General features: G+C 37.7%; 24 protein-coding genes, 1 other RNA gene and 9 pseudogenes. 19 read left to right on the forward strand and 15 right to left on the reverse strand.

The window, feature by feature from the left end; all coding sequences use genetic code 11:
- Nucleotides 1-52 precede the first annotated feature (52 nt).
- Both LZ575_RS01450 and LZ575_RS01455 read left to right on the forward strand, forming a co-directional pair.
- Nucleotides 53-709, forward strand: coding sequence for an RNA methyltransferase (locus LZ575_RS01450; protein ID WP_235327878.1), 657 nt, complete (start codon nucleotides 53-55; stop codon nucleotides 707-709).
- 33 nt (nucleotides 710-742) lie between these two features.
- Complete coding sequence (locus tag LZ575_RS01455; RefSeq protein WP_235327880.1) at nucleotides 743-1276, forward strand: SRPBCC family protein; 534 nt, start codon at nucleotides 743-745, stop codon at nucleotides 1274-1276.
- Between the two features lie 26 nt (nucleotides 1277-1302).
- Here the strand turns inward: LZ575_RS01455 and LZ575_RS01460 are convergent.
- The 4 genes and pseudogenes from LZ575_RS01460 to rlmH form a co-directional block, all read right to left on the reverse strand.
- A pseudogene (locus LZ575_RS01460) lies at nucleotides 1303-2063 on the reverse strand (carboxypeptidase-like regulatory domain-containing protein).
- 69 nt (nucleotides 2064-2132) lie between these two features.
- Nucleotides 2133-3992: pseudogene (locus tag LZ575_RS01465) on the reverse strand (DEAD/DEAH box helicase).
- Between the two features lie 75 nt (nucleotides 3993-4067).
- Nucleotides 4068-4640: a non-canonical purine NTP diphosphatase gene (locus tag LZ575_RS01470; protein WP_235327882.1), complete on the reverse strand. Its 573-nt coding sequence runs from the start codon at nucleotides 4638-4640 to the stop codon at nucleotides 4068-4070.
- A 12-nt stretch (nucleotides 4641-4652) separates the two neighbouring features.
- Nucleotides 4653-5126 (reverse strand): 23S rRNA (pseudouridine(1915)-N(3))-methyltransferase RlmH, encoded by a 474-nt coding sequence (gene rlmH, locus LZ575_RS01475; protein WP_235327884.1) that lies wholly within the window; start codon nucleotides 5124-5126, stop codon nucleotides 4653-4655.
- 41 nt (nucleotides 5127-5167) lie between these two features.
- Between rlmH and nadC the strand changes: the two genes are divergently transcribed.
- The 5 genes and pseudogenes from nadC (at nucleotide 5168) to priA (ending at nucleotide 10552) form a co-directional block, all read left to right on the forward strand.
- Entirely contained in the window at nucleotides 5168-6025 is an 858-nt protein-coding gene (nadC, locus tag LZ575_RS01480; RefSeq protein WP_235327886.1) for a carboxylating nicotinate-nucleotide diphosphorylase, read from the forward strand.
- A 3-nt stretch (nucleotides 6026-6028) separates the two neighbouring features.
- A complete protein-coding gene (locus LZ575_RS01485; RefSeq protein ID WP_235327888.1) occupies nucleotides 6029-6949 on the forward strand; it encodes a YihY/virulence factor BrkB family protein in 921 nt (306 codons plus the stop codon).
- A gap of 21 nt (nucleotides 6950-6970) precedes the next feature.
- Nucleotides 6971-7531, forward strand: a complete 561-nt coding sequence (locus tag LZ575_RS01490) for a chalcone isomerase family protein (RefSeq protein WP_235327890.1) — start codon at nucleotides 6971-6973, stop codon at nucleotides 7529-7531.
- A 49-nt stretch (nucleotides 7532-7580) separates the two neighbouring features.
- Nucleotides 7581-8003, forward strand: a complete 423-nt coding sequence (locus LZ575_RS01495; protein ID WP_235327892.1) for a DUF2147 domain-containing protein — start codon at nucleotides 7581-7583, stop codon at nucleotides 8001-8003.
- A 94-nt stretch (nucleotides 8004-8097) separates the two neighbouring features.
- Nucleotides 8098-10552 (forward strand): annotated as a pseudogene (priA, locus tag LZ575_RS01500) (primosomal protein N').
- Nucleotides 10553-10589: 37 nt separating this feature from the next.
- Here priA and LZ575_RS01505 read toward each other — a convergent pair.
- On the reverse strand, nucleotides 10590-11300 hold the full coding sequence (locus LZ575_RS01505; protein WP_235330651.1) for a LytTR family DNA-binding domain-containing protein: 711 nt from the start codon (nucleotides 11298-11300) through the stop codon (nucleotides 10590-10592).
- Between the two features lie 162 nt (nucleotides 11301-11462).
- Here LZ575_RS01505 and rpsF point away from each other — a divergent pair, with 162 nt between their 5' ends.
- The 4 genes from rpsF to LZ575_RS01525 all read left to right on the forward strand — a co-directional run bounded on the left by rpsF (nucleotide 11463) and on the right by LZ575_RS01525 (nucleotide 13135).
- Nucleotides 11463-11801, forward strand: coding sequence for a 30S ribosomal protein S6 (gene rpsF / locus LZ575_RS01510; protein ID WP_235327894.1), 339 nt, complete (start codon nucleotides 11463-11465; stop codon nucleotides 11799-11801).
- A gap of 2 nt (nucleotides 11802-11803) precedes the next feature.
- Nucleotides 11804-12100 (forward strand): 30S ribosomal protein S18, encoded by a 297-nt coding sequence (rpsR, locus tag LZ575_RS01515; RefSeq protein ID WP_235327896.1) that lies wholly within the window; start codon nucleotides 11804-11806, stop codon nucleotides 12098-12100.
- 13 nt (nucleotides 12101-12113) lie between these two features.
- Nucleotides 12114-12563 carry a 50S ribosomal protein L9 gene (gene rplI, locus LZ575_RS01520; protein ID WP_235327898.1) on the forward strand — a complete coding sequence of 150 codons (450 nt, stop codon included), beginning with the start codon at nucleotides 12114-12116 and terminating at the stop codon, nucleotides 12561-12563.
- Nucleotides 12564-12661: 98 nt separating this feature from the next.
- Nucleotides 12662-13135: a DUF6495 family protein gene (locus tag LZ575_RS01525; RefSeq protein ID WP_235327900.1), complete on the forward strand. Its 474-nt coding sequence runs from the start codon at nucleotides 12662-12664 to the stop codon at nucleotides 13133-13135.
- Nucleotides 13136-13152: 17 nt separating this feature from the next.
- Here LZ575_RS01525 and LZ575_RS01530 read toward each other — a convergent pair.
- A pseudogene (locus LZ575_RS01530) lies at nucleotides 13153-14396 on the reverse strand (ABC transporter permease).
- Between the two features lie 186 nt (nucleotides 14397-14582).
- On the opposite strand from LZ575_RS01530, the pseudogene hisS reads away from it, so the two are divergent.
- A pseudogene (hisS, locus tag LZ575_RS01535) lies at nucleotides 14583-15953 on the forward strand (histidine--tRNA ligase).
- Between the two features lie 54 nt (nucleotides 15954-16007).
- On the opposite strand, the gene LZ575_RS01540 reads toward hisS, so the two are convergent.
- Genes LZ575_RS01540 through LZ575_RS01560 form a run of 5 tightly spaced genes read right to left on the reverse strand, consistent with a single transcriptional unit; the run spans nucleotide 16008 to nucleotide 18292 of the window.
- Nucleotides 16008-16337 carry a CCC motif membrane protein gene (locus tag LZ575_RS01540; RefSeq protein ID WP_235327902.1) on the reverse strand — a complete coding sequence of 110 codons (330 nt, stop codon included), beginning with the start codon at nucleotides 16335-16337 and terminating at the stop codon, nucleotides 16008-16010.
- Nucleotides 16338-16355: 18 nt separating this feature from the next.
- Entirely contained in the window at nucleotides 16356-16640 is a 285-nt protein-coding gene (locus LZ575_RS01545; RefSeq protein ID WP_235327904.1) for a DUF2752 domain-containing protein, read from the reverse strand.
- A 21-nt stretch (nucleotides 16641-16661) separates the two neighbouring features.
- Nucleotides 16662-17195 (reverse strand): T9SS type A sorting domain-containing protein, encoded by a 534-nt coding sequence (locus tag LZ575_RS01550; RefSeq protein ID WP_235327906.1) that lies wholly within the window; start codon nucleotides 17193-17195, stop codon nucleotides 16662-16664.
- Complete coding sequence (locus LZ575_RS01555; RefSeq protein ID WP_235327908.1) at nucleotides 17188-17616, reverse strand: hypothetical protein; 429 nt, start codon at nucleotides 17614-17616, stop codon at nucleotides 17188-17190. Before LZ575_RS01555 ends, LZ575_RS01550 begins: the two co-directional genes overlap by 8 nt.
- 46 nt (nucleotides 17617-17662) lie before the next feature.
- Entirely contained in the window at nucleotides 17663-18292 is a 630-nt protein-coding gene (locus LZ575_RS01560; RefSeq protein ID WP_235327910.1) for a hypothetical protein, read from the reverse strand.
- A 183-nt stretch (nucleotides 18293-18475) separates the two neighbouring features.
- Here LZ575_RS01560 and LZ575_RS01565 point away from each other — a divergent pair, with 183 nt between their 5' ends.
- Together LZ575_RS01565 and LZ575_RS24170 are read left to right on the forward strand one after the other, a co-directional pair.
- The gene (locus LZ575_RS01565; protein ID WP_235327912.1) at nucleotides 18476-18691 is read left to right on the forward strand and encodes a hypothetical protein; all 216 of its coding nucleotides are present in this window, start codon (nucleotides 18476-18478) and stop codon (nucleotides 18689-18691) included.
- Nucleotides 18688-19241, forward strand: a pseudogene (locus tag LZ575_RS24170) (Smr/MutS family protein). Before LZ575_RS01565 ends, LZ575_RS24170 begins: the two are co-directional and overlap by 4 nt.
- A 3-nt stretch (nucleotides 19242-19244) precedes the next feature.
- Here LZ575_RS24170 and LZ575_RS01575 read toward each other — a convergent pair.
- Complete coding sequence (locus LZ575_RS01575; protein ID WP_235327914.1) at nucleotides 19245-20270, reverse strand: hypothetical protein; 1026 nt, start codon at nucleotides 20268-20270, stop codon at nucleotides 19245-19247.
- 86 nt (nucleotides 20271-20356) lie between these two features.
- Between LZ575_RS01575 and LZ575_RS01580 the strand changes: the two are divergent.
- Nucleotides 20357-21505: pseudogene (locus LZ575_RS01580) on the forward strand (cysteine desulfurase family protein).
- Between the two features lie 193 nt (nucleotides 21506-21698).
- On the opposite strand, the gene LZ575_RS23085 reads toward LZ575_RS01580, so the two are convergent.
- From LZ575_RS23085 to LZ575_RS23095, 3 genes are read right to left on the reverse strand one after another with little or no spacing between them, the layout of a single operon-like run.
- On the reverse strand, nucleotides 21699-22085 hold the full coding sequence (locus LZ575_RS23085; RefSeq protein WP_311195922.1) for a hypothetical protein: 387 nt from the start codon (nucleotides 22083-22085) through the stop codon (nucleotides 21699-21701).
- The gene (locus LZ575_RS23090; protein ID WP_311195923.1) at nucleotides 22069-22887 is read right to left on the reverse strand and encodes a hypothetical protein; all 819 of its coding nucleotides are present in this window, start codon (nucleotides 22885-22887) and stop codon (nucleotides 22069-22071) included. The genes LZ575_RS23085 and LZ575_RS23090 overlap by 17 nt, the downstream gene beginning before the upstream one ends.
- Complete coding sequence (locus LZ575_RS23095) at nucleotides 22884-23390, reverse strand: M23 family metallopeptidase (RefSeq protein ID WP_311195924.1); 507 nt, start codon at nucleotides 23388-23390, stop codon at nucleotides 22884-22886. The genes LZ575_RS23090 and LZ575_RS23095 overlap by 4 nt, the downstream gene beginning before the upstream one ends.
- 184 nt (nucleotides 23391-23574) lie before the next feature.
- Between LZ575_RS23095 and LZ575_RS01590 the strand changes: the two genes are divergently transcribed.
- The 4 genes and pseudogenes from LZ575_RS01590 to rny all read left to right on the forward strand — a co-directional run bounded on the left by LZ575_RS01590 (nucleotide 23575) and on the right by rny (nucleotide 25949).
- Nucleotides 23575-23865 carry a hypothetical protein gene (locus LZ575_RS01590; RefSeq protein ID WP_235327916.1) on the forward strand — a complete coding sequence of 97 codons (291 nt, stop codon included), beginning with the start codon at nucleotides 23575-23577 and terminating at the stop codon, nucleotides 23863-23865.
- 8 nt (nucleotides 23866-23873) lie between these two features.
- Nucleotides 23874-24166, forward strand: a pseudogene (locus LZ575_RS01595) (cell division protein ZapA).
- 51 nt (nucleotides 24167-24217) lie between these two features.
- Nucleotides 24218-24325: non-coding RNA, 6S RNA (gene ssrS, locus LZ575_RS01600), on the forward strand.
- 51 nt (nucleotides 24326-24376) lie between these two features.
- Nucleotides 24377-25949 (forward strand): annotated as a pseudogene (gene rny, locus LZ575_RS01605) (ribonuclease Y).
- The last annotated feature ends 25 nt before the right edge of the window (nucleotides 25950-25974 follow it).

Consider the following 25974-nt stretch of genomic DNA (forward strand, 5'->3'; position numbering starts at 1 on the left):
TTTTGCTGAAGGGCTGTCTGCAATACCGGGCAGCTCTTTTATTATATAAAACATGGCAAACCCCGAACTAATAAGCTTTCTTGAAAATCTCCTCACGCCCGAAAGGAAGATTCTTTATGATAAAGTACTTGCGCAGAGAACCAATCATTTTACGGTGGCTACTGAGGACGTTTACCAGTTACATAACACCAGTGCTGTAATACGGAGTTGTGATGTATTTGGCGTTCAAAACATTCATGTGATCGAAGAGAGGAACAGGCGCAAAATAGACAGGGAAATTGCGATGGGAGCTCAAAAATGGGTGAGTCTAAACCGTCACCATTCCAGTAAAGAGTGTGTAGCACATTTAAGAAAACAAGGTTACCAGGTAGTTGCCACAATGCCTCACGGGACAGCCAGTAATTTAGCTGACTTTGATATTTCAAAACCCTCTGCAATCTTCTTCGGTACAGAGAAAAATGGATTATCAGAAGAAATACTTAATGAAGCGGATGAATACCTGCAGATCCCCATGGTTGGTTTTACAGATAGTTTAAATATCTCAGTTTCGGCAGCAATTATACTTCAGCAAATAACACAGCGGTTACGCAGAAGTGAAGTGAAATGGGAATTATCTGAAAATCAGAAAAATGAAATTAAATTTGAATGGTTGGGTAAAAGTTTTAAAAATTTACCTCAATTAATCAAAAGATTTCATGATAATGTGTAATTTTCTACTTTTAATGTCGCTAAAGAATTTTTAATGACCCTCATTTTTTACATTTTCATTGCGATCATTACTTTTTTTGCGTTTCTCCACGCCTGGGCCAGAAAAGAGTTTGATATAAGCAGGACAACTGTAATCAACCGCCCCAAAGAAGAAGTTTATAATCTCGTAAGGCAACTCAAGAAAGAGAAACAATGGATGCCGTGGTTTTTTAATAATTTTAATGGAATTCTTAAGTACCGGGGCGATGACGGGAAGCTTGATGCCCTTCTATATTGGAAAGGACATAAAACTTTTTATGAGGGTACGCAAAAGATCGTAAAGCTCAACCAGGGAAAAATTATTGAAACAAGGTTTTTAATTGTAAAACCCTTTCGATTGGTGCTCCTGGAATACAAGGGTCTAAAGGAGATGGAAGACAACAAAACCAAAATTGTATGGGGTGTAAGGGGAGGACTCGCCTTTCCGCTTTCAGTAATTTCTTTGGTTCATCCTGTAGATAAAGCCTATGGAGAAAAGCTGGAAGAAGGACTAAAAAACCTGAAAACAATTCTTGAGGCTAAAAATTAAAAAGCCCCTTTTCAGGAGCTCTTTTTCTATCTTTTAAGGACTTTATATTCCTCATAACATCCACTAATCGCATCGAGAATTTGGAGGTCATTAGCATCCCGCATAAAATCTTTGGAATAATTACAACGCGCTAAGATCTCCTCAATTTCAACATCAGTAATTTGAAGTACGGCTGCCAAAGTTTGGCGGTCAAATTTTGACTTTAGAAGATCTCTAATTTCATCATCCTGCTTCATTTGTCTCAACTTTTTCATTTGCCGGGGTTTATTCCCAAACAAATTATAAAGTGCATCAGCAGGATTAAAAATTGCCCCTAGAACCTTTGTGGCGGCAGAAGGGGATTGGTCTCCTCCCTCGTATCCCGCATTTAATCCTGATATGCTGTAACGTGTATTCTCGTATATAGGAATATTTTTTACATCTATTTCCAAATATCCTGTAAGCTGGATGGGTTTAACAGTCACTTCTTCCAAGGCGATACCCAGTTCGGTCATTTTAACCTTTACCACTCCATATTTCAACCAGTCGTTTGTAACTCTCACCTTAATTGTTCGAAAACCCAGGTAAGAAAAATAAAGGGTATCGTTAACTGTTGCAGGTAGTTCAAAATCTCCTTCGGGAATGCAGTAGTTGTTCCTTTTACCTGGTTAAGGTTCACAATGTGAACATTTTCCAAAGGTATATCATTGGCAGCATTAAGAACTTTACCTGTGACAATATCCTGCTCCTGCGAAAACCCGCTAATGCTTATAAGGCAAATAGCCAGTAGGGTAAAAAGTAATCTCATATAACTAAATACATTGGGAGTTTAATAGTAGTAAATATTATACCAAATAACTCCCAATGTGAAAATTTCTTATGAACGTCGTGATTTTCTTCGGTTAACAGAACTTTCAATATTTCGTTTCCTGCTTCCTCCTTTGTTTTTATCACCTCCTGATTTTGATCCGGAATCTGATGCAGATCTTCTTCTTCCGCCGTCATTCGATGATCCGGAATCTGAAGATTTAGCTGATCTTCTTCTACCTCCATCGTCAGAAGAACCTGCGTCGCGAGATTTAAAATCTCCACGGGGTTTTCTGCTTCTGGGTTTTCCTGAAGATCTTCCGCCACCACCTGTATCCTGTGATACTTCAACGCTAATTCGTCTACCCTGGTGTTGGAAATTTTCAAAGGTTGACAGGATCCTTTCCTTAATTTCTGAACTCGTATTGAAAAAAGAAAAGCTATCTTTTACATCTACCCGGGTCACATCGTCGCGCCCAAGATCCAGCGTAGCCTTTAGAAAATCTTTCAACTTCATCCAGTCAAAATCATCCTTGGCACCAACATTAATAAAGAACCTGGTGCTGTCTCCGCCTGAAGAATAATCCTCACGGCCTGATGATGCTCCTTTTACATTCAGGTCTGAGGAGTTTTTATAATAGTTAAAGAACCTTGTGAATTCCACAGAAAATACTTTTTTAATAAGTTCTTCTTTAGAAAAATCCTGAAGCACCTCTTCTATACTTGGAAGGTAAGGATCTATATCGTGGTTAATCTTTGTGTTCTTAATGTCTGTTGCAAGGTGGAACAACTGCACGCGACAAATTTCCATTCCGTCAGGAATTTCTTTTTGCTCAAATGGTTGCTTAATAATGCGCTCAATGCTTTTGATCTTTCGCACCTCACTTTTAGAGACAATGACCATTGAAACACCACTTTTCCCGGCACGGCTAAGTTCTACCGCTACGGTGAGTGTAAACTTCAGGTTCATCTGGTAACTGGTAATGAATTACATGGGTAATATCATCTACATCAATTCCTCTAGCCGCAACATCTGTAGCAACAAGCATTTGGATTTGTCTCGCTCTAAAACTCTTCATCACGAGATCCCGCTGATTTTGGCTTAAATCGCCGTGCAACGCAGCAGCATTGTATCCGTCTTCAATAAGTTGTTCAGCAACCTTTTGAGTATCACGCTTGGTTCTACAAAAAACTACAGAAAAAATATCAGGATTTGCATCTGCAAGTCTTTTTAAGGCCGGATAACGGTCTCTGGAATTTACTGCGTAAAATTCATGAGATACATTTGAAGTTCCCTGATTTTTTGTTCCTACTGTAATCTCTACAGGAGTTCTCATGAACTTCTTTGCAATAGTAGAAACTTCCTGCGGCATGGTAGCCGAAAATAACCAGGTGTTTTTTTCACGTGGGGTATGAGACAATATGGCTGTAATGTCTTCATAAAAGCCCATATTCAGCATTTCATCGGCTTCATCAAGGATGCAAAACTCAATTTTAGAAATATCAACCAGTTTACGATTGATCATATCCTGCATTCTTCCGGGAGTAGCCACAACTATTTGTGCTCCACGTTTTATTTGTTGAGCCTGATCTGTGATGCTGGCTCCTCCATAAATAGCTACGGTGTTTAATCCCGGAGTAAATTTGGAATAATTTTTAAGTTCATTGGTAATTTGTAAACACAATTCCCTTGTTGGGGAAAGAATTAATCCTTGCGTATGCTTCTTCTCAGCAGTGATCTTTTGAATTAGTGGGAAACCAAAAGCAGCAGTTTTCCCGGTACCGTTTGGGCAAGAGCCACCATATCTGTGTCTTCCTGCAGTAAAATAGGGATCGCTTTTTCCTGCACTTCACTTGGACTCGTAAAGCCCATATCTTCGACAGCTTTAAGAATAGCAGGATTTAACCCTAATTGTTCAAATTTATTCATATAAAATTTTAATAAGTTGCAAAGGTAAGCATTAGTTTACAGCTTATTGCAGAAATCTTATAGGAATAAAAAGGCCTATTTTGAGAGATATTCTATTAAATCCTGAAGCGCAATTCCGCGATGACTAATCTTTGATTTTTCTTCTAAAGTCATTTCGGCAAATGTTTTTTCATAACCTTCAGGCTGAAAAACAGCATCGTAGCCAAATCCTTCGCTTCCCCTTCTTTCCGTGGTGATTGTTCCCTTACAAACTCCCAGGAACATAAATTGATGGTCATTAAGGTTTAATGCTATGACAGTTTTAAATTGTGCACTTCGATCTTTTACACCATCCAGCTCCTTTAAGAGCTTGTTAATATTGTTTTCGTTATTTTTATCTCCGCCTGCGTACCGGGCAGAGTAAACTCCGGGTGCTCCATTAAGTACAGTTACTTCCAGCCCTGTATCGTCGGCAAAACAATCCATGTTATAATTGTTCTTGACAAAATCAGCTTTTAAAATAGCATTTTCATCAATCGTATCGGCTGTTTCAGGAATTTCTTCATAACAGCAAATATCGTCCAGCGATAACAACTCAATTGATGCAGGCATAAGGGCCTGCACTTCTTTTAGTTTATTTTGGTTGTGTGTTGCAAATACCAGTTTCATAGAGTGGTGGAATTATTTATGGTGGTAAGGTTCATTACGTAAAATAGTAAAGCCCCGGTAAAGTTGTTCTACAAAGAATAGCCTCACCATTTGATGGGAAAAAGTCATTTTTGATAAAGACATTTTAGCATCTGCCCGGTTATAAACTTCCTGAGAAAAACCATAGGGCCCGCCAATAACGAACATAAGTTGCTTCACCCCACTGTTTAATCTCTTCTGAAGAAATTCTGAAAATTCTACTGAGGTGTATTGCTTTCCTTTTTCATCAAGGAGCACAACAAAATCTGAAGGACTAAACTTTGACAGCAATAATTCTCCTTCTTTCTGTTTCTGTTGATTTTCATCGAGATTCTTAACCTTTTTAAGATCGGGTATAAGTTCCTGCTCGAATTTGTTGTAAAACTGAAGTCGTTTTACATAAACATCAGTTAACTCCTGAAGTGCAGGATCATCGGTTTTACCTATCCCCAGTAATTTTATGGTCATTTTATCCAGACTTTGCTACATTTACAAAAATAACTATTGCAATGATCTCACAGGCACAATTTGAAAAGGAAATTGACTTAATTATTAAGAACGCAGTAAGGGAAGATGTAGGAGATGGCGACCATAGTTCATTAGCCTGTATTCCCTCTCAGGCTAAGGGAAAGGCAAAATTGCTCGTTAAAGATGATGGGATAATTGCAGGAATAGATTTTGCAAAGCGGGTTTTTAAATACATTGACAAAGATCTTAATGTCGAGACAATTTTAAAAGATGGGGAAAGAATGAAGAAAAGAGACGTAGCTTTTTACGTAGAAGGTTCTTCAAGATCTATTTTAATGGCCGAGAGGCTTGTATTGAACGGGATGCAAAGAATGAGTGCTATAGCCACAAAAACAAAGGAATTTGCAACAAGGCTGGAAGGTACCAAAACCAAAATCCTGGATACCCGCAAAACTACTCCCGGCATTCGTGCTTTAGAAAAATGGGCCGTGAAAATAGGAGGTGGGGAAAATCACCGTTTTGCTCTTTATGATATGATAATGCTGAAGGATAATCATATAGACTTTGCAGGGGGTATTACAGAGGCCATAGATAAAACCAAATCGTATCTACAACAGAATAATCTGGATCTTAAAATTATAGTCGAAGCGAGGGACATGGCCGAAATTCGTGAAATTCTTTCCTCAAGTGGGGTGTACAGAATTTTGATTGATAATTTTAACTTTGAGGAAACGAAAAAGGCTGTAGAGCTAATAAACAACAAGTGTCAAACTGAATCCAGCGGAGGAATTACTCTAGAAACAGTAAGAAAGTATGCCGACTGTGGGGTAGATTTTGTTTCAAGTGGTGCCCTTACCCATTCAATTTACAATATGGATCTAAGCCTTAAAGCAGTATGATAAATGGGGATAGGTAAAAAGACAACATCCCTTCTGGAAAGATTTTCTAACTCCTGGGAACGCAGGACAAGAAAGATCATTTTGCCGGGAATGGATGGTCTTACTGCTTTTGACCTCTGGGAAATATACTCAGGTGGGATTATTCAGGGAACGTTTTCTACCAGGGCAAGTGCGATTGCCTATAGTTTCTTTATGGCTATTTTTCCATTTCTCATTTTTATTCTTAACCTCATTCCCTACATTTCCTTTATAGATGATTTTCAAATAGAGTTCCTGGTATTCATGAACAATATGTTGCCACCCACAACTTATGATTTGTTTGAAGATATCTTTCTCGATATAGCTGGTACGCCACGGGGTGGATTGTTATCATTCGCCTTCCTGCTGTCTATTTTTTTAATGACCAATGGTGTAAATGCAATTTTCACAGGTTTTGAGTTTTCTTACCACACACATAAAAATCGCTCTATTGTAAGACAGTATTTAGTAGCTGTAGCGGTCTCAATTGTAATGGCATTGTTGTTGCTCGTTACTGTGGTAGTGGCCGTTTACCTTACGTATGCAGTAGACGATTTAAGTAAGTTGGGATTATTATTTGAGAAGAGCCTTGCCTCGCAATTATTACAGTATATAATTTTAATAATTTTGACATATCTTGCTGTTGCGACACTTTATTATTTTGGAACTAAGGAAGGCAGGCTGGCAAGGTTTTTTTCAGTTGGAGCTTTGTTTACAACCTTGCTAATAATGTTAACCACTTATCTCTTTGGCTTGTATATTACCAATTTTTCTTCCTATAATGAATTATATGGCTCGATTGGTGCACTGCTTGTACTAATGGTATATATTTGGCTGAATTCAAACATCCTCTTGCTGGGTTTTGAACTCAATGCATCCTTAACCAAGATGAAACGAAAATATTGATAATCCCTAACAATGAATCTAATGAAAAAAGCAATTTTTTTACTTGTTGCAGTTCTTACTATCTCAACGGCTTCAGCTCAAACGAAAGCGGCGGGAGTAACTTTGCCAAATACCCAAAGTTTTGAGGGTGAAAAACTGGTCTTAAACGGGGTAGGAGTAAGAGAGAAATTTTGGATGGACATGTACGCAGGTGCTTTGTATGTTCAGTCAAAATCCAATAGTGGAGAAAAAATAATGGCTGCCAATGAACCTATGGCTATTAAGATCCATATAGTTTCAAAATTAATATCCAGCGATAAAATGATTGATGCTGTTAATGAAGGTTTTCAAAGTGCAACAAATGGTAAAACTTCCGCAATAAATTCTGAAATTGAAGAGTTCAAAAGTTTTTTTAAAGAAGAGATAACCAAAGATGATGTTTTTGATATTGTATATCTTCCAAAACAAGGTGTAACAGTTTATAAGAATGGCACCAAAAAAGGAAATGTCCAGGGGTTGGAGTTTAAAAAAGCTCTCTTTGGAATTTGGTTATCCAACAATCCGGCAGATAAGAAATTGAAAGATGGGATGTTAAAGGGCTAGGTACTGAAAGCATTTGGAAATAAAATAATAAATTAACAAAGACAACTTGATGAAGAGGACATTGACAATTTTATTTCTGTTTGTCTTAGGAGGCCTGCAGGCACAAACCATTTTTGGAAAGTGGAAAACCAGAAACGATGAAACAGGAAAACCCAATTCTATAATTGAAATTTATAAGGAGGGAGATGAGATAAATGGAAAAGTGGTTAAAATTTTAAAAGAGAGTGATCGGGACAGGATATGTGAAAACTGTGAGGGAGAATTGAAGAATAAACCCGTGGAAGGTCTTGAGTTAATGACAGGATTGAAACAAAAAGATGATGAATTTTCCGGGGGAATAATTACAGATCCTGAAACAGGAAAAGAGTACAGGGTAAAAGTATGGCTGGATGAGAATAATCCCAATCTTTTAAAGGTTAGAGGCTATATCGCCTTCTTTTATAGAACTCAAACCTGGGAGAGAGTTCAGTAAAAATTGAAAAATAGATTTTTTAAAGCCATTCTAATATAGAGTGGTTTTTTTTGAATTAAAAAGAAGCTTAAATTTGTTTCACCTAAACCAGGCTATGACTTTCTTTATTAATGTTATTCTTCCACTTCCTTTAGAAAAGCAGTTTACCTACCAGGTAAGTAAGGCTGAGGCCGATTTTTTAAAGCCCGGGATGAGAGTAGCAGTGCCTTTTGGCAAGTCTAAGATCTACACGGGTATAGTTGCGGGAATTCATTCTAATCCACCCCAGTTATATGAGGCTAAGCCTATTGAACAAATCCTGGATGAAACTCCAATTGTAACTCTTCATCAACTGGAATTTTGGAAATGGCTTGCACGCTATTATATGTGTGCGGAAGGTGAAGTCTTAAGAGCGGCATTACCCGGTGGTTTTCTTCTGGAAAGTGAGACGCTTATACAATTATCAGTTTCAGAAAATATCGACATTTCGCAGCTGGAAGATCAGGAATTATTAATATTTGAAGCACTTCAAAAGCAGTCATCCTTAAAAATTCAGGAAGTAATGCAATTGCTGGATAAAAAAACCGTTCTTCCGGTGATTAATAAAATGGTGTCTAAGGGGGTAATTGTGGTTAACCAGGAAATTTTTGAGCAATACAAGCCAAAACTCATCAGGTATATCAGGATTAGTAAAGATTTTTCCGAAGAGGCAGCAATGCATCAGCTTCTGGATAATTTGAACAGAGCTCCAAAACAAAGAGACGCGGTCCTTGTATTTTTTCACCTTGAGGCACAAAAAAAGAAACTTGTAAAAGTAAAAGATCTCGTTCGTGCCAGCAGCAGTTCTTCAGCTACAATTAAGACTCTAATAGATAAAGGTGTTTTCGAGGAATATTATTTACAGACGGACAGAATTAATTTTGATGCTGATGTGACTAATACTTCCCTTAGGTTAAATGACTGGCAGGAAAAAGCTTTTGAGGAAATAGAACAGCATTTTCAGGAAGGAGAAGTAGTTCTTTTGCACGGTATAACCTCTTCAGGTAAAACAGAACTTTATATAAAATTAATAGAAAAAGCTATTTCTGAAGGTAAACAGGTTTTGTACCTTCTTCCGGAAATTGCACTTACAGCTCAACTCGTTTCCCGGTTACAGGCATTTTTTGGAGAGCAGGTTCTCGTTTATCACAGCAAATATTCAGTAAATGAGAGAATGGAGGTCTATAATCACGTTCTCAATTCCAGCGGAAAGGCTAAAATTGTGCTGGGAGCGCGATCTTCTCTTTTTCTTCCATTCCAGAACCTGGGTCTTATTGTGGTAGATGAAGAACATGAAACAACTTTTAAGCAGTTTGATCCTGCTCCCAGGTATAATGCCCGGGATGCAGCGGTGGTTCTTAGCCAAATGCAAAAAGCACATCTTATACTGGGATCGGCCACTCCTTCCCTGGAGTCATATTTTAATGCTGTACACGACAAGTACCGCCTGGTAAACCTTAACAGAAGGTACGGGGAGGTGATGATTCCCGAAATAGAGATTGTAGATATAAAGGAGAAGTACAAAAAGAAAAAAATGACTAAGCCACTTTTCTGACAGGCTTCTGGAGGAAATTCAAATTGCATTGGACGAAGGGGAGCAGGTTATTCTTTTTCAGAACAGGAGGGGCTATTCTCCCATTCTTGAATGTACAACCTGTGGTTATTCCCCACAATGCCCCAATTGTGATGTTAGTCTTACTTTTCACAATCACAGCAACCAGTTGCGCTGTCACTACTGCGGATATCATATTGCAATGCAACAAAAGTGTATGGCCTGTGACAGTACAGAGCTTACAACCAAAGGTTTTGGCACAGAACAAATAGAAACTGAACTTAAAGCTCTTTTGCCCGATGCCAAAATTGGACGAATGGATCTGGATTCTACCCGTGGAAAGCATGGTCACCAAAAGATCATCACCTCATTTGAGCAGGAGGAGATCGATATTCTTGTAGGTACACAAATGTTGAGTAAGGGACTGGACTTTAGAAAAGTTAGACTGGTGGGAATTATGAATGCCGATACTCTTCTCAATTTTCCCGATTTTCGTGCGCACGAGCGTAGTTTTCAGTTAATGTTACAGGTAGCGGGTAGAGCCGGAAGGACAAAGACAAGAGGAAAGGTTATTATTCAAACATACAATCCGCATCACCAGATAGTAAAACAGGTTTCTACCAATAATTATGTAGAGATGTACAAGGAGCAACTGGAAGAGCGCTATCAATATAAATATCCCCCTTATTACAAACTAATAAAGCTTACGGTGAAAAGCCGTGATTACAGCAAAACTAACGAGGCTGCTGAATGGGTAGCCAGGTCTTTAGGAAATGTATTCAAAGAAAATGTTCTGGGCCCAGAGTTTCCTCCTGTAGCTCGCATTAGAAATGAATATTATAAAAACATCCTCATAAAAATACCTCCTAAGCAATCTCTGGGAAAAACTAAAAAGTATATAGAGAAAGTAATGGGCAGCTTTAAAGCTATAGGAATATGGCGAAGTGTTAGGGTAATTATTAATGTGGATCCTTATTAATAGAACAATATAATAGAGTCTTTAATAACGGTTAAATCTATTGCATTGCACTTAAGGCTTCTATAAGGTTGGATTTCTTGTGCCTGCTCAAAGGAATTTGTTGTTTGTCTATTTCAATATTCTTACTGTTGTACCGCTCAACTTTTTCCAGATTAACGATATAAGATTTATGAATACGCAGGAATTGCTCCTGCGGTAACTGCTCTTCAAAAGATTTCATTGTGGCAAGTACAACAAAAGTATCCTTTTCTGTAACGAATTTAACGTAATCTCCCAGCGCTTCTATATACTTGAGCTTATTGAGAAAAACCTTTCTGTTTTTAAGATTGCTCTTCACAAAAATAAAGTTTTCGTCCTCCAGTGGAGTGCCGTGAGTTTTAAGATTGTAAAGATTTATCGCTTTTGCAACAGCGTTATTAAATCGTTCTTTGTTTACAGGTTTATGGATGTAGTCCACTGCATCATAGTCAAACGCTTTAAAGGCATATTTCGTTTTTCCGGTGACAAAGATGATCTGGGGTTTGTTTGGAAGATCGTCCAACAGCTCAAAGCCTGTAAGAATAGGCATTTCAATATCCAGAAATATAAGATCTACCGCCGTATCTAATAATCCATTTTTGGTTTCAATGGCATTATTATATTCGGCAACTAATTTTAAATTAGGGTGGTCTTTTATTAATTTTACAATCGATAAACGTTGTAAACTGGAATCATCAACCACAGCACATTTAAGTAATGTTTCTTCCACGGGGGTAAGGTTAAGTATAAACAATATTAACCATAAAATTTTACTAAACCAAGGGAAAAAGTAATTTCGTCGATTAAAAGAGCATTTTGCCGTTGCATAAAATGTTGGCAGAATTAAAAAAACATGTTACTTTTGCAGCCAATTTAATTTAAATCATATTTTATGAATCATTATGAAACTGTTTTCATCTTGAATCCCGTTTTATCTGATGACCAGATAAAGGAAACAGTTCAGAAATACGAAGATTTTCTTGTTTCTAACGGTGCCGAGATGATATCCAAAGAGAACTGGGGGCTTAAAAAGTTAGCTTACCCAATTCAACACAAAAAGAGTGGTTTTTATCACTTATTTGAGTACACAGCGCCGGGAGAGGCTATAAACCCTCTTGAGGTGGAGTTTAGAAGAGACGAGCGTATGATGCGTTATCTTACTGTAAAGTTAGATAAACACGCTATCGCCTGGGCAGAAAAGAGAAGAAAAAGAAACAAAGAAAAAGCGTAGTTATGTCATCTATTGAACAACAAGCAAAAGGAAAAAAAGACGGAGAGATCAGGTATCTTACTCCTCTTAATATAGAGACCAGCAAAACTAAAAAGTATTGCAGGTTCAAAAGATCAGGTATAAAATATATCGATTACAAAGACCCGGATTTTTTATTGAAGTTTGTTAACGAGCAGGGGAAATTATTACCCCGTCGTTTAACTGGTACATCTTTAAAATATCAACGTAAAGTGGCTGTGGCGGTTAAGCGTGCACGTCATTTGGCTTTGATGCCGTATGTGGCCGATTTATTAAAATAACAAGTAGACAATTATGGAATTAATACTTAAGAAAGACGTAGAAAATCTGGGATTTAAAGATGATGTTGTAAACGTAAAGAATGGTTACGGCAGAAACTTCCTTATTCCCCAGGGATTTGCAGCATTGGCTACTCCATCTGCTAAGAAAGTTTTAGCTGAGACTGTAAAGCAACGTTCTTACAAAGAGCAAAAGAATATAGAGGAAGCTAAGAAACAAGCTGCAAAATTGAACAACCTTGATCTTAAACTTACTGCTAAAGCAGGTGGAGGAGATAAAATGTTTGGATCAATTACAGATGCAGACCTTTCTGAAGCCCTGGCTAAAGAAGGAATTGAGCTTGAGAAAAAATATATCACTATTGCAGGTGGTAACATTAAACGTTTAGGACAATACGAAGCTACATTGCGTTTTCATCGTGAAGTGATTTCTACCTTTACATTTGATGTTGTTGCTGAAGCATAAGGAAGATAATAATTTAGTAAAAGCCTACTCCCTGCGAGTGGGCTTTTCTGTTTTTAACTGTGAAGAGAGGATCAAACTTAGATTCAAAAAATATATTTATGAAATATACCCGTTTAACAAAGGAACAATTTGAAGAACTACATCAGGAGTTTATAAATTTCCTGGCAACGCAATCCATTACCTCGAGCGAGTGGGAAGAACTAAAAAAAGATAAACCCCAGGTAGCAGAGGAGGAGCTGGATGTTTTTAGTGATCTCATTTGGGAAGGTGTTTTAGATAAAGTAAATTATCTTGAACATTTTTCTCCTCAACAAATGTTCTTATTTAATATAACCCAGGTAGAAATAAGATTAATTGCCGTGAAGATAGATAACGAAGAAATCGATATAACATCCAGAGCGGGATATCAATGGCTTCAAAAGAATCTTATGGACGACAGTGTAAACCTCTATACCTCGAGCAAGGTTTTACAGGAAGACAGGAACAAAGACATTTTTGCACTAATTCAACAGGGAGCAGTAATTACAAAAGGTGACCTGTTCAGGTATTTTGATGAGGTTGTGAATGAATAAATTTCAGGCAGCTATTGCTATTCATAATGAAGGGATTCCACAGGGTCTTGTTTTGCTGCTTTGCTGGCAGGATAACTCCCGGCTAAAATAGCTACAAGGATAGTAATACCTGTAGCCCAGAACATGGCAGTCCAGGGAGTGACAAAATTGAAGTTTGCTGCGCTGGAAACTGCGTAACCTACTAGTATGCCAAGAATTATTCCCAAGATCCCACCCAGTTGTCCAATAATTAATGTTTCCATGAAAAACTGAGTTGCTATAGTACCCCGTTTTGCCCCCAAAGCTTTTCTAATTCCTATCTCACGAGTACGTTCAGCTACAGAAACCAGCATAATATTCATTAAGGCAATGGACGAACCAAAAATTGTAATTATAGAAATGATCCAGGCTGCGAGGTTAAGGACGCTTGTAATCTGATAGATTTCATTTAAAAGATCATCACTCTTAGCCATTCCAAAATTATTTTCTTCCACAGGGCTTAACGCACGAATATTTCGGAAAGTGATAATAGCTTCACTTTGCGCCCCTTCGAGCATCTCTTTGTCTTCAACTTTAATACTAATGTTGTAATTAATATTGGGCTGGGTAAATAGGGAGCGAGCTAATTCAACAGGAATTAATACCCTTAGATCCTGATTGTTTCCAAAGGTAGAACCCTTGGATTCCAAAATTCCAATAACACGGAATTTTGCTCCTCTAAGACTTATTTCTTTGTCTATGGGGGATACACCTTTAAATAAACCCTCGGCAAAATCGGCTCCCAGGATGGCAACATTGTTGTTATTCTGAATATCAAAATAGCTAAAATCCCTTCCCTCTTCTAAAGATAAGCCCGAGTTGGTAAGGTAATGCTCATTAACCCCTAAAATAGACACTTCAGGATCGGTTTTTTGATCTTCATATTTTACCTCTGCACTTAAGCCGTTCCTGTAAATGAAATGGAAGTTTGGGTGCCGGGATATTCAAAAGTTTCCTTGAATTCTTTAACCTCCCTATAAGATATTACCGGGTTTACCTTAAATTTTTCACCACCACCCCGAGCCTGAGTGGTTAAGGAATAGCGTTGCAGGTTAAAAGTGTTAGCTCCCATAGAGGCAAAATCACTACTAATGGTATTTTCAAGAGCACTAACTGCACTTAATATTCCTACTAAAGCGGTTATACCAATTGCAATTATGAGGACGGTAAGAATAGTTCTTAAGATCTGACCTTTTATGGAATCAAAAGCTATTCTTATGTTTTCCTTTAGGAGTTGAAACATAGTATTAAATATCGTACGTAAAGGTTAGACTAATAACAGGCGCGAATGTTACTTAAAAATTGAAATTTGTTTAAGATCGTATAAAATTTAAGATATTTGCACTTCATTAAAAATTACTCTTTTCCGGCTAAACCGGGATTTTTACTTAAAGGTAGAGTAGTTAAAAAGTTCGCATAAATTAGAAAAATGGCACAAAAACCTTCCATCCCTAAAGGCACCAGGGATTTTAATCCTGTAGAAGTAGCAAAGCGCAATTATATAATTCATGAAATTCGTTCCTGTTTTGAAAAATTTGGATTTCAACCAATAGAAACTCCCAGCTTTGAAAATTCTGAAACTCTTATGGGGAAATATGGAGAAGAAGGGGACAGGCTTATATTTAAAATTCTTAACTCCGGAGATTATTTGAGTAAAGCTGATGAAGATGCTTATACCGGGAAGGATAGTACCAAACTTACTTCTTCAATAAGTGAGAAAGCTTTAAGATATGATCTTACAGTTCCTTTTGCACGTTATGTGGTGCAACACCAAAGCGAGATTGAGTTTCCTTTTAAGCGTTATCAAATACAGCTAAGTATGGCGGGCAGACAGGCCGCAAAAAGGCCGTTTTCGTGAATTCTTTCAATGTGATGCAGATGTGGTAGGAAGTGATAGTCTTTGGCAGGAGGTAGAGTTTGTACAGCTATACGATGAAGTATTTACAAAACTTAAACTGGAGGGTGTTACTATTAAGATCAACAATAGAAAAATTCTTTCGGGTTTTGCTGAAGTGATAGGAGAACAGGAGAAACTTATAGATTTCACCGTCGCTTTGGATAAACTGGATAAAATAGGAGAAGAAGGTGTAAAAAAAGAGATGCAGGAAAAAGGAATTTCTGAAAAAGCTCTACAAGCCATTCAACCTATTTTTGGCTTATCGGGATCCTTTTTAGACAAAATAGAAATTTTAAAAAATATTCTAAGTGGTTCTGAAACTAGGTAAAAAGGAATTGAAGAACTGGAGTTTGTTCATAGTGCCATTTCAAATTTAGAGTTAAAATCTGCAAACCTGGAGCTTGATGTTACCCTTGCCCGCGGACTCAATTATTATACGGGAGCTATATTTGAAGTTGCGGCTCCAGCTGGTGTACAAATGGGCTCCATTGGTGGTGGTGGTCGTTATGACGATCTTACCGGGATCTTTGGTCTCAAAAATATTAGCGGCGTAGGGATTTCTTTTGGTCTGGACAGGATCTACCTGGTACTTGAGGAATTAAATCTTTTCCCTGAAACAGTCACCCGTTCCACCAGGGTTCTTTTTATCAATTTTGGAGAGGAGGAGGCTCTGTATGGGTTAAAGGCTATTAAACAATTGAGAGACAAAGGAATATTTGCTGAATTATTTCCAGATAGCGCAAAAATGAAAAAACAAATGAATTATGCTAATAAAAGAAATATTCCTTTTGTAATACTTGCGGGACCGGAAGAAATGGAAGCAGTAAATTCGCCCTTAAAAATATGGAAACAGGAGACCAGGAAATAATTAACCTGGAGGAGTTAATAAATCAACTGCTATAATAATAAAGAAACCCGGCTAAATTGCCGGGTTTCTTTATTTATGAAGGACAAAATTTAGCCTCCATACTGTTCAATCATTTCTCTTTGCATTTCCTCAATTCCATCAAAGCCATAAAGCACTATCATTACAAGATTGGCGAGTAAGACTAATACACTTAAAATAATTCCTATAATAGCCAAAATTCTTCCGGTTTTTACATTGTCGTAGCCGCTGTAAATTCCGGGATTGGCATTATATGTTTCAATGGCTTTTTTGGACATTACCAAAGCGACGATTCCAAAAATTAAACCTACTACTCCCCAGCAGCAGCATCCAACAATAGAAAGGATACCAAATACTAAAATGAGGGTGGAGTTAGGGAGTTGTTGTGTTTCTGTGTTCATAATGAATTGATTAGGTGGTTAGGTTATTAAAAAGTACATTTTAACTATATAATTGATCACCAAAATAGCCGCGTTAACTAAAACGAGACCAATTTTTATAGTGTAATCATATTTAAATTTATAAAATAGATTTATTAAAACGAAAAAGAGAAGGATGAGCAGGGTGTAAATTGCAGGAAACATATGAAAAGCAGCAGAGAATTCTCCCTTAAGCAGCAACAAAAAAGAGCGTTGCCCCCCACAGCCGTAACAGTCCAGGCCAAAAATTTCTTTATTTAAACAGGGAAGTAAAAATTCCTCCATACATTAAAAGCAATATCTCTTTCAATTTGAAATTATTACTTTTTTAGAGATTACAGCACCATCTTGCGATTTTATTTTTATAACGTAGTATCCATTGCTATAATTCCCTGTAGATATTAAGTATTCCAGCTTCCCGGGATCTGCTTTGACTTCAACTAATTTTCTGCCCGAAATATCGAAAAGAGCAATTGCTTCTGTATTAAAATTTGATTGGATGCGAATTTCAGTTCGTTGTTCTATGTTATTCTGAAATATGGCTATTTCTGAAGGAGGAGAAATTTGAGGAGGATCTAAAGGAGTTTCAAAAGTAAGGTAGAACCTTTGGGCGTAATCACCTTTATTCAAAACTAAGGAAATAGGTTCAGAAATATTGTAGTATAGATTTTCTTCAGCATCATATAAGAAGATAGTTTCTTCGAAATTCCCTTTTTCAGCTAATAAAATTTCTACAGGTGTAGTTTCAGCAATAGAAAAGAAAATTGGCACCTTTTCGTTCCTTTGGAAGGGTTGAACATTTATAAGAAACTCCTCATGTTCAAGTCTCCAGCTAAGCATCTGATTCAAGAAGCATAAGATTCTTGGCGTCCATTGCTCTGTCTACTCCCGTGGTAGAGCCGGGATGAAATGCAAGTAATAATTGCCTTGTATAGGTGTTGTCAAAATTTATGTTTAGGCGGAGAAACGGTACTGATTCAGAATTTTTTAAAGGAAGATCAGAAGTTTTAAATTCTGAAATGCCCGCAGCTTCTTTTTGGTATTTCCTGTACTCATTTTTAAAAAATATAGGTCCGTTCTCAAGGCCTTCAACCATAAAGCCCTGTGCAATAGGTAAAAATCTTCGGCCATAGATCTCTCCTGAAATTCCTGTATTTTCAACAGCTTGACCATCAGGAGAATATTTGAAGAAAACAGCAGGCACATACCCGTGAGTTCCTAAAGCAGGAGAGTATGCAGCGTAACCTCCCAGGTAATCCACAAGATAATGAGAAGTGACTTGTGCAGAGTCCCAGAAGTAGGCGATACTAAGTAATGTTGGAATTGTTAAGCAGGAAGGCGTTTAAATCCAGGGCAGAGGGATAGGGATTTCCTATTAATTTCACCTCTGCTGTTCTTACCTGCTGTACTATAAGACCATTGTTAGGTTTACCTCTAAAGTCATATCGCTGCTCATTCCCTGGATTGTTGGAAACCCCGTATAGATTGACTGAATTATTTACTCCCTCTACACCTTTCATAGTAAAACCTTCCCCCGCATCTAAATTGAAATTATTACCAAGATATTTCCATTCCCCGTAGTTACTGCCTTGTAATTTATAGATCCATTTAGCTGAAATAGTCAAAGGATTTGCTTTCCCGTTAAGCTCATTTGTGAAATTTGCTTTTCTACTTAAAAGGCGGGTTTGTGGTTCATAAATAATTTCTTCAAATTGATCTTTTCCCGGAAGTTTATCAACAGGAGAACTCCAGTAATTATAGGTATATTCAGAAGCTTTGCCTTCCTGAAAAACAGAGAGCGTACCGTTCCCCGTATTTGGATCATTATCTTGTCCCTGTATTAACTGGGCTTCATTCCGTAGATAAAGGTTTGCTATTCCATTAGGATTCGGGGTAAGATGGATTTGCTTCTCCACAAAGAACACCTCGTTAGCCACATAGACAAAGGTCTCTTTATTTTCTGCTTAGGTTTTACATAAAGCTGGGAAAAGCAGTAAAAAGGCAGGAAAAATAATGCTATGGTGTATATTTGTTTCATAATGCTGTGTCTATAAAGATAATGCTTAATAAACGGCACTTTTATTAAAGAAAACATTTTAAGTGCTAAAAATCAGTTAATTATGACTAAAAAGAACAGTCAGCTTCTTAATACTATTTTAATCGTTTTAGGCGGTGGGATCTTAATTTATACCATCGCTAACGAGGAACCGCACCAGCTTTTGCAAATTTTTGGTTTTATAATAATAATGTTCGGTCTTTACAGGGCGACCAATCACTGGGTAGAGACAAAACATGATCACAAAGAAGAACAGGAACAACAACAAAATGACCTATGAAATTTAAGATAAATGATATAGTTGAAGTCCTGGATGATGCTTTAAAAGGAAAAGTAGTCGCAGTTGAAGGTGCAAATATTTCTATTGAAACTACGGAAGGTTTTTTGCTGAATTACCACGAAACAGAACTAATAAGAACCAGTCCTGAACAAAACAGATTAATATCAACTTCAGATGTGCTTAGGTTTCTGAAATAATCAAAGAGAAGCAATCCTCAAAAAAGCCAAGATCCATTAGGATTAAGCCGAAAGAAAGAAACGCACCTCCCATGGAGGTTGACCTTCATATTGAAAAGCTGGTAAATTCCTATAGAGGAATGACTAATCATGATATTCTTAGCCTGCAGCTCGACACTGCAAAAAGGCAAATTGAATTTGCTACCCGAAAAAGAATTCAAAAAATAGTATTTATCCACGGGGTGGGAGAAGGCGTTTTAAAAGCCGAACTCGATTACCTTTTTGGTCGCTATGAAAATTTAAAGTACTATGATGCCGACTATCAAAAGTATGGTGTGGGAGCTACCGAGGTTTATCTGTTTCAGAATTACTAACTTTTATTCTCCGCCATTTTCTTCGGTTTCTTCTTCATCAGGATTTTCCTCTTCACTATTGTCTACATCTATTGGGGTAGTACCGGAAGAATTGTATACTCCCAGAATTTTACTCACAAATGATATCTCTTCACCATCACCATCCTGTTTTTGTAATTTCAGGTTTCGGGCTTCTATAAAAGAAGTATAGCGTATAGAAATATCATTAGAAACTTTGAAATCAATTTCCCCGGAGTAGGAATTTGAAGAAAAGCGATCCAAATAGAGGTAAAGTACTCCGCCTTCATTGTTGTTTTGTCTTGGATCCTGATTAGCTTCAGTTACTTCCCGACGTGTAGGAACGCCATCCTGGTCATCATCTGTATCCAGGTAATTAGGGATCCCGTCACCGTCTGTATCGGGGTAATCATTAACAGTGGGATCATCGGCTTCAATACTGTCCCTAATTTCAAATGAAGTTGCTACATTATCGCCGTCATCATCTTTATCAAGGAAATCTGGAATTCCATCACCATCCGTATCCTGTAAGGAGTCCATTCCTTCAAGGTTAGATGGAATTCCATCTTCATCGTGATCAGTGATATTTCCGTAAGTTATATTTGTAGTTATTACTATTTCTCCACCAACGCTTCTGTATTCCTGTAAAACTTTTGGGGAAGCAGGGGGGATATCGCGGCAAAAATAATCTCTGGCAGGAATAGTGCCGTCATAGGTGCGGTATATCACCTGATTATTTCCTGTTAAAACGATTCTTATTGGAGGAAGTACGCCGGGATCTAATGGTAAAGAAAGAGAGGTGAGAGCTTTAATTAATTTATCATCTTCATTTGAAAGGGCCCCGTTTGTAATTTGTACCGATAGGGTTTCAAAAACATCTTCATTATTTATATGGTACAAAACTTTGCTGTTACCATCGCCACATATAGTAAAGGCATCTTCCTCAAATTCAAAGGTTGTTACAATAATATCCCCATCATCGCAGGAAGTAAAGAAAATGGCCATTAAAAGTAAAGCTGAATAGATGCGCATTTTTATCATTTTCAACAAAAATAAACTTTTAGGAAATTCTGGAAGAGCCTCGCATTAATAATTTAAAATATTTAATTTTGCTCCCCATGAACAAAGTATATCTCGACAGCGCTGCAACCACGCAAATACGTGAAGAAGTAATAGAAAAAATGGTAAGGGTAATGAAGGAAAACTACGGGAATCCTTCCTCTACCCATGCTTTTGGAAGATCTTCAAAATCCTTAATTGAAAATGCCCGCAAGACTGTGGCAAAATTTCTAAACGTTTCAGCTGCAGAAATCATTTTTACATCTGGTGGAACTGAAGCTGATAACCTGGCTTTAAACTCTGCGGTTCGCGACCTGGGAGTGAAGAGGATCATTACATCCAGAATAGAGCATCATGCTGTGTTATACACAGTTGAGCAACTGGAAAGAACATTTGATGTTGAAGTAATTTATGTGAACCTTGATAAAAAAGGGAGTGTAGATTTAAATCACCTTAAGGAGTTGTTGGAGGATTCTTCTCATAAGACCCTGGTTAGCCTGATGCATGTAAATAATGAGATTGGAACTATGCTGGATATTAAAGCTGTAGGTGAACTATGCAAGAAACACCAGGCGCTGTTCCACTCAGATACTGTTCAATCAATTGGACATTTTGAACTGGATTTTTCTGATATTCCGGTCGATTTCACTGCGGTAAGCGCTCATAAATTTTACGGTCCAAAGGGAGTTGGATTTGCTTTTATAAGAAAAAACAGCGGCCTCAAACCTTTAATTTTTGGAGGAGAGCAGGAGCGGGGTACACGTGCTTAGACAGAAAGTGTTCATAACATTGTAGGATTAGAAGAGGCTCTTAAACTGGCTTACCAAAATCTTGAGGAAGAGAAAAAATATGTTTCTTCTCTAAAATCTCATTTTATTAATGAATTAAAAGAAGCCATTCCCGGTGTAAAATTTAACGGGCAATGTGAAAACCCAGATTTAAGTACATATACGCTGGTTAATATTTGCCTTCCTGTTTCTCAGGAAAAGGCCTTAATGCTTTTATTTCAGTTAGATCTTAAAGGAATCGCCTGTTCAAAGGGTAGTGCCTGCCAGAGTGGGAGTGATAAAGGATCTCATGTGCTAAGCGCTTTCCTAACTGATGAAGATCTTGCAAAACCTTCCTTACGTTTCTCCTTTTCTCATTATAATACAAAAGAAGAAATTGCTTATGTAGTAAAAGTACTGAAGGAATTTGTAGAATCCTGATAGGAAAGAAACAAGAATCAAGAAACAAGAATCAAGAGCCAAGAATCAAGAGCCAAGAATCAAGAGACAACAAGAATAGAAATTGAAAATTTTAATTGCTTCTCACTTTAGATCTGAAAATGGGGAACCACATTCAGGCATATCCAATATTCAAACCTTGAACCTGAAGCTTTAAATCTAAACTTATTTCGGTTTACTTTCTGAAAAAGGTTGCTTCATAGGTTGTGCTGTTTCCAACATTATCTGTTACTATTAACTTTAGTTTATTCTCAGTATCTGTTAAAACTCCGTCGCTGAATTTGTGGGTAAGGGTGTTGTTCTTATACTCATACTCCATCAGGATAAATTTACCGTTTGCAGTAGCCCGGTAACTTTTAACTCCCGAAAGGTCATCAGAAATCTTTAAAACAAGAGTACTGTTGCCGGAGATCCATTGGCCATCTTTAAAATTTACCGGAGAAATGGATGGCGGCCGAACATCAGAGGCCAAAGTATACGTTCCAAAGGTCCTTATTCCTGTTGTAAACCTGTTATCCTTTTTAGTGGTTGAATTGTAGCTTGGCTTAGTTACGATAGCCAAGGCGGGCAATAAACATTTTTTCCAGGTCCTCAGGCCTGTATTTGCTTACATCAAAACCCAAAGTAATATTACTGTGTACAGGAGTTTCATCATTGTGTAAATAAATAGTGTCTCCCTTAAATTTGATGTCCAGGAAGGTATCTTCGTACAGGCTGTTTTTAGGAATATATACGTCTATTCCATTTTCTTCAACAGTAAAAGCCTGGTTAGCATCTACAAAATATTCGGTCTTCAGGACCTTTTGTGCAGGAGGGTTCTCAATATTTTTTCCCTGGATTGGAATACGTATTAATCTTTCATTGCCTTCAAAGTCAGAAACTTTTATTGTGTACACATAATTCAGCTCATCCTGAATGTTAAGTATCCCGTTGTTCACCACATTATTATAGATGCTTAAAGGATTATTTCTTCCCATAAAGAGCCGGGTAATCCTACTGCTGTTTGAGATATAATACTGGTAGTCTATAAGCTGGTTAAGATGCCGGGATTCATCAAAGGAAAACCTGTCCATCTTAATCTCGTAAACGGTATCTCCATTTAAATTAGAAACTATTTTATAAACTCCGTTATTATTTGCGGCCCCATCCTGTTTATCAACAGTAGAAATTCCGAAGCCAATATTGCCACAGGCATTAATCTGTTCTGTTTTAAAAGATCCATCTGGTAAAGGTATAAGCCGCACTCGCTGACGTTCTGCTGAACCATTTACATGAGAGTCTTCTCCCAGGGCGTAAGCATATAAACTGTTTATAGTGGGCGGTTGTGTATCTTTAATATTTATACCAAATAATTTAGGGTTCATTGGGCGTTCCTCTGCATCCCTAATCTCAAAATGAAGATGAGGCCCACCGCTACCACTCCGGTATTTCCACTCAAAGCCACGAGTTCCCCTTTATTCACAGGAAGTACACCTTCTTCGGGATAGATCTCAATTTCATAACTTTCCCTGGCGTATTGCTGCTTCTTGATGTAAGCTTCAATTTCCGGAGAAAATTCTTTTAAGTGACCGTAAACTGTGGTGTAGCCATTAGGATGTTGAATATAAAGAGCCTTTCCATAACCATAATGCTGGACGTTGATCCTGCTCACATAACCTTCAGCAGCTGCAACCACATTTATCCCTTCCCGTTGCTGGGTTTTTATGTCGAGCCCACTGTGAAAGTGATTAGATCTTAGCTCTCCAAAAGTTCCCGAAAGAATGAGGCCCACATCCAGAGGATGAGCAAAGTAATCTTTTGGTATCTGGGTTTGGGCGATAATGGTGAAAGGAAATAATAAGGTAATCAGGAAAAAAAACTTCTTCATTTTCTTTAATTAAGAGCAGGTTTTGAGGTGTGCAAATGTAATTAAATCTTTTTATCAAAAATAATACCCTGGCAGCCTGAGTAGTAGGAAAACTTGAACAGAATATTGAAAATAGATTTAAAAGTATTGGGAAATTTCAGGCGGTATGTTAACTTTGTGGTAATAAGTAGCACGTTGAGCTTTTATGAGTGATTTGACGGAAATAGTTGAGAGCCTTGAAAACAGAATAGGCAAGTTGCTTGGGAAGTATGAAGCTCTTAGGCAGGATCAACTTTCAATTCAGGAAGAATTGAAATCTGTTAAAACCGAAAACGCCCGGTTAGAAGAAGAAGTTAGAAATTCTCAATACCAGGTGCAGACTTTAAAAGCAGCCAACGCGATGCTAGGCAGTAATGATTACAAGAAAGAGACTAAGCTCAAAATAAACAGCTTAATAAGAGAGATTGATCAATGTATTGTTCAATTATCAGAATAGGAAAATAAATGTCGGACGCGCTTAAGATCAAACTTTCAATTGCAGACAGGGTTTATCCCTTACAATAAAAGCCCATCAGGAAGAGGGGCTTCGTAAAGCTGCAAAAAAAATTGAGGCGATGATCAAGCAATTTGAGCAAAGTTATGCCGTTAGGGATAAGCAGGATGTATTGGCGATGTGCGCCTTACAATTTGCAGCCCAAACAGAACAAAAAAGTTTAGATAATCAAAGCGAGGTGGAACTTGCAGGAGAAAAATTGAAATCACTCAATGATCTTCTTCAAAAACACCTGGCCACGTAAGTTCTTTAAATACACAAGGTTTACTGCCTGTATTAGTAATTTTTTTGATAAACTCAACACGGATTCTTTAAAGAGGGTGAGTTTAAGTTGTAAAAGCGTGCCGTCTTAGAGCGGATACTTGATCAGCTTGTTAGCCCTAAACCTGTTTTTAAGGAGTTTATACAAAATCGAAGCTAATACAGGCTTTTTTTTTACATCTAATTTTAATCTATGGAAACAACTACTATTATAATTCTTATTTCTGCTTTAATTGTTGGTCTTGCGATAGGCTTTGCAATAGCAAAGGTTCTTGAAAAGAACAATGCTTCAAAGGTGGTACAAAGAGCCAAGAAATCGGCCGCCGCTATTCTTAAAGAAGCAAAGACTGAAGCAGAAAGTACTAAGAAGGACAAGATCCTTCAGGCCAAGGAAAAATTTATTGAACTTAAAGCTGAACACGAAAAGGTTATTCTTTCCAGGGATAAGAAAATTGGAGAAGCAGAAAAGCGGGTGAGGGATAAAGAATCACAGGTTTCAAGTGAACTGGCCAGAAATAAAAATCTTAATAAAGAGCTGGAAGATAAGATCCAGGACTATGATGCGAGAACAGAATTTCTGGACAAGAAGCAACAGGAAGTTGACAAACTGCACCACAGTAAGATCCAACAGCTGGAGGTTATTTCAGGACTTTCAGCAGAGGAGGCAAAAGCACAGCTTACAGATTCTCTTAAAGATTCAGCAAGGGCAGATGCTATGTCATTGATCCAGGATACTATTGAAGAAGCTAAATTAACAGCACAGCAGGAGGCGAAAAAGATCATTATTAATACGATCCAGCGAATTGGAACGGAAGAGGCTATAGATAACTGTGTATCTGTTTTTAACCTTGAAAGTGATGATGTAAAAGGAAGAATTATTGGACGGGAAGGAAGAAATATTCGTGCTATTGAAGCAGCGACTAAGTGTAGAAATTATTGTAGATGATACCCCTGAGGCAATTATACTTTCCTGCTTTGATACCGTAAGAAGAGAAGTTGCACGCCTTTCCCTTCACAAACTTGTTACCGACGGAAGGATTCACCCTGCAAGAATTGAGGAAGTGGTCAAAAAGACGAGGAAACAGATTGATGAGGAAATTATTGACATAGGAAAAAGGACTGTAATTGATCTTGGAATTCATGGATTGCATCCTGAATTAATTAAAACTGTGGGTAGAATGAAGTACCGTTCTTCTTATGGTCAAAATCTGCTACAACACTCCAGAGAGGTTGCCAAACTTTGCGGGGTAATGGCTGCGGAACTTGGCTTAAACCCGAAACTGGCGAAAAGAGCAGGACTGTTGCACGATATAGGAAAAGTGCCGGACACAGAAACTGAAGTTCCTCACGCTATTCTTGGAATGCAATGGGCTGAAAAATATGGGGAAAAACCTGAAGTATGTAATGCTATTGGAGCTCACCACGACGAGATAGAAATGAATTCCCTGCTTTCTCCTATTGTACAGGTTTGTGATGCAATAAGCGGTGCAAGACCGGGAGCAAGACGCCAGGTACTGGATTCATACATCCAGAGATTAAAAGATCTTGAAGATATCGCCTTTGGTTTTGGTGGAGTGAAAAAAGCTTATGCTATCCAGGCGGGTAGAGAACTACGGGTTATCGTGGAGAGCGAAAAAGTGACTGACGATAAAGCGGCAAATCTATCTTTTGAAATTTCTCAAAAGATCCAAACCGATATGACTTACCCAGGCCAGGTGAAGGTTACTGTTATAAGGGAGACAAGGGCTGTGAACATTGCGAAATAATTGATTTTTACTTTGCGAGTAAAGT

This window comes from Antarcticibacterium sp. 1MA-6-2 (genome assembly GCF_021535135.1).
Lineage (GTDB): Bacteria > Bacteroidota > Bacteroidia > Flavobacteriales > Flavobacteriaceae > Gillisia.

What these genes read in the sequence shown, in the direction of transcription:
- LZ575_RS01450 (WP_235327878.1), top strand. Translation starts at nt 53, where the DNA reads ATGGCAAACCCCGAACTAATAAGCTTTCTTGAAAATCTCCTCACGCCC.
- LZ575_RS01455 (WP_235327880.1), top strand. Translation starts at nt 743, where the DNA reads ATGACCCTCATTTTTTACATTTTCATTGCGATCATTACTTTTTTTGCG.
- LZ575_RS01470 (WP_235327882.1), bottom strand. Translation starts at nt 4,640, where the DNA reads ATGAAACTGGTATTTGCAACACACAACCAAAATAAACTAAAAGAAGTG.
- rlmH (WP_235327884.1), bottom strand. Translation starts at nt 5,126, where the DNA reads ATGACCATAAAATTACTGGGGATAGGTAAAACCGATGATCCTGCACTT.
- nadC (WP_235327886.1), top strand. Translation starts at nt 5,168, where the DNA reads ATGATCTCACAGGCACAATTTGAAAAGGAAATTGACTTAATTATTAAG.
- LZ575_RS01485 (WP_235327888.1), top strand. Translation starts at nt 6,029, where the DNA reads ATGGGGATAGGTAAAAAGACAACATCCCTTCTGGAAAGATTTTCTAAC.
- LZ575_RS01490 (WP_235327890.1), top strand. Translation starts at nt 6,971, where the DNA reads ATGAAAAAAGCAATTTTTTTACTTGTTGCAGTTCTTACTATCTCAACG.
- LZ575_RS01495 (WP_235327892.1), top strand. Translation starts at nt 7,581, where the DNA reads ATGAAGAGGACATTGACAATTTTATTTCTGTTTGTCTTAGGAGGCCTG.
- rpsF (WP_235327894.1), top strand. Translation starts at nt 11,463, where the DNA reads ATGAATCATTATGAAACTGTTTTCATCTTGAATCCCGTTTTATCTGAT.
- rpsR (WP_235327896.1), top strand. Translation starts at nt 11,804, where the DNA reads ATGTCATCTATTGAACAACAAGCAAAAGGAAAAAAAGACGGAGAGATC.
- rplI (WP_235327898.1), top strand. Translation starts at nt 12,114, where the DNA reads ATGGAATTAATACTTAAGAAAGACGTAGAAAATCTGGGATTTAAAGAT.
- LZ575_RS01525 (WP_235327900.1), top strand. Translation starts at nt 12,662, where the DNA reads ATGAAATATACCCGTTTAACAAAGGAACAATTTGAAGAACTACATCAG.
- LZ575_RS01540 (WP_235327902.1), bottom strand. Translation starts at nt 16,337, where the DNA reads ATGAACACAGAAACACAACAACTCCCTAACTCCACCCTCATTTTAGTA.
- LZ575_RS01545 (WP_235327904.1), bottom strand. Translation starts at nt 16,640, where the DNA reads ATGGAGGAATTTTTACTTCCCTGTTTAAATAAAGAAATTTTTGGCCTG.
- LZ575_RS01550 (WP_235327906.1), bottom strand. Translation starts at nt 17,195, where the DNA reads ATGCTTAGCTGGAGACTTGAACATGAGGAGTTTCTTATAAATGTTCAA.
- LZ575_RS01565 (WP_235327912.1), top strand. Translation starts at nt 18,476, where the DNA reads ATGACTAAAAAGAACAGTCAGCTTCTTAATACTATTTTAATCGTTTTA.
- LZ575_RS01575 (WP_235327914.1), bottom strand. Translation starts at nt 20,270, where the DNA reads ATGCGCATCTATTCAGCTTTACTTTTAATGGCCATTTTCTTTACTTCC.
- LZ575_RS23090 (WP_311195923.1), bottom strand. Translation starts at nt 22,887, where the DNA reads ATGAACCCTAAATTATTTGGTATAAATATTAAAGATACACAACCGCCC.
- LZ575_RS23095 (WP_311195924.1), bottom strand. Translation starts at nt 23,390, where the DNA reads ATGAAGAAGTTTTTTTTCCTGATTACCTTATTATTTCCTTTCACCATT.
- LZ575_RS01590 (WP_235327916.1), top strand. Translation starts at nt 23,575, where the DNA reads ATGAGTGATTTGACGGAAATAGTTGAGAGCCTTGAAAACAGAATAGGC.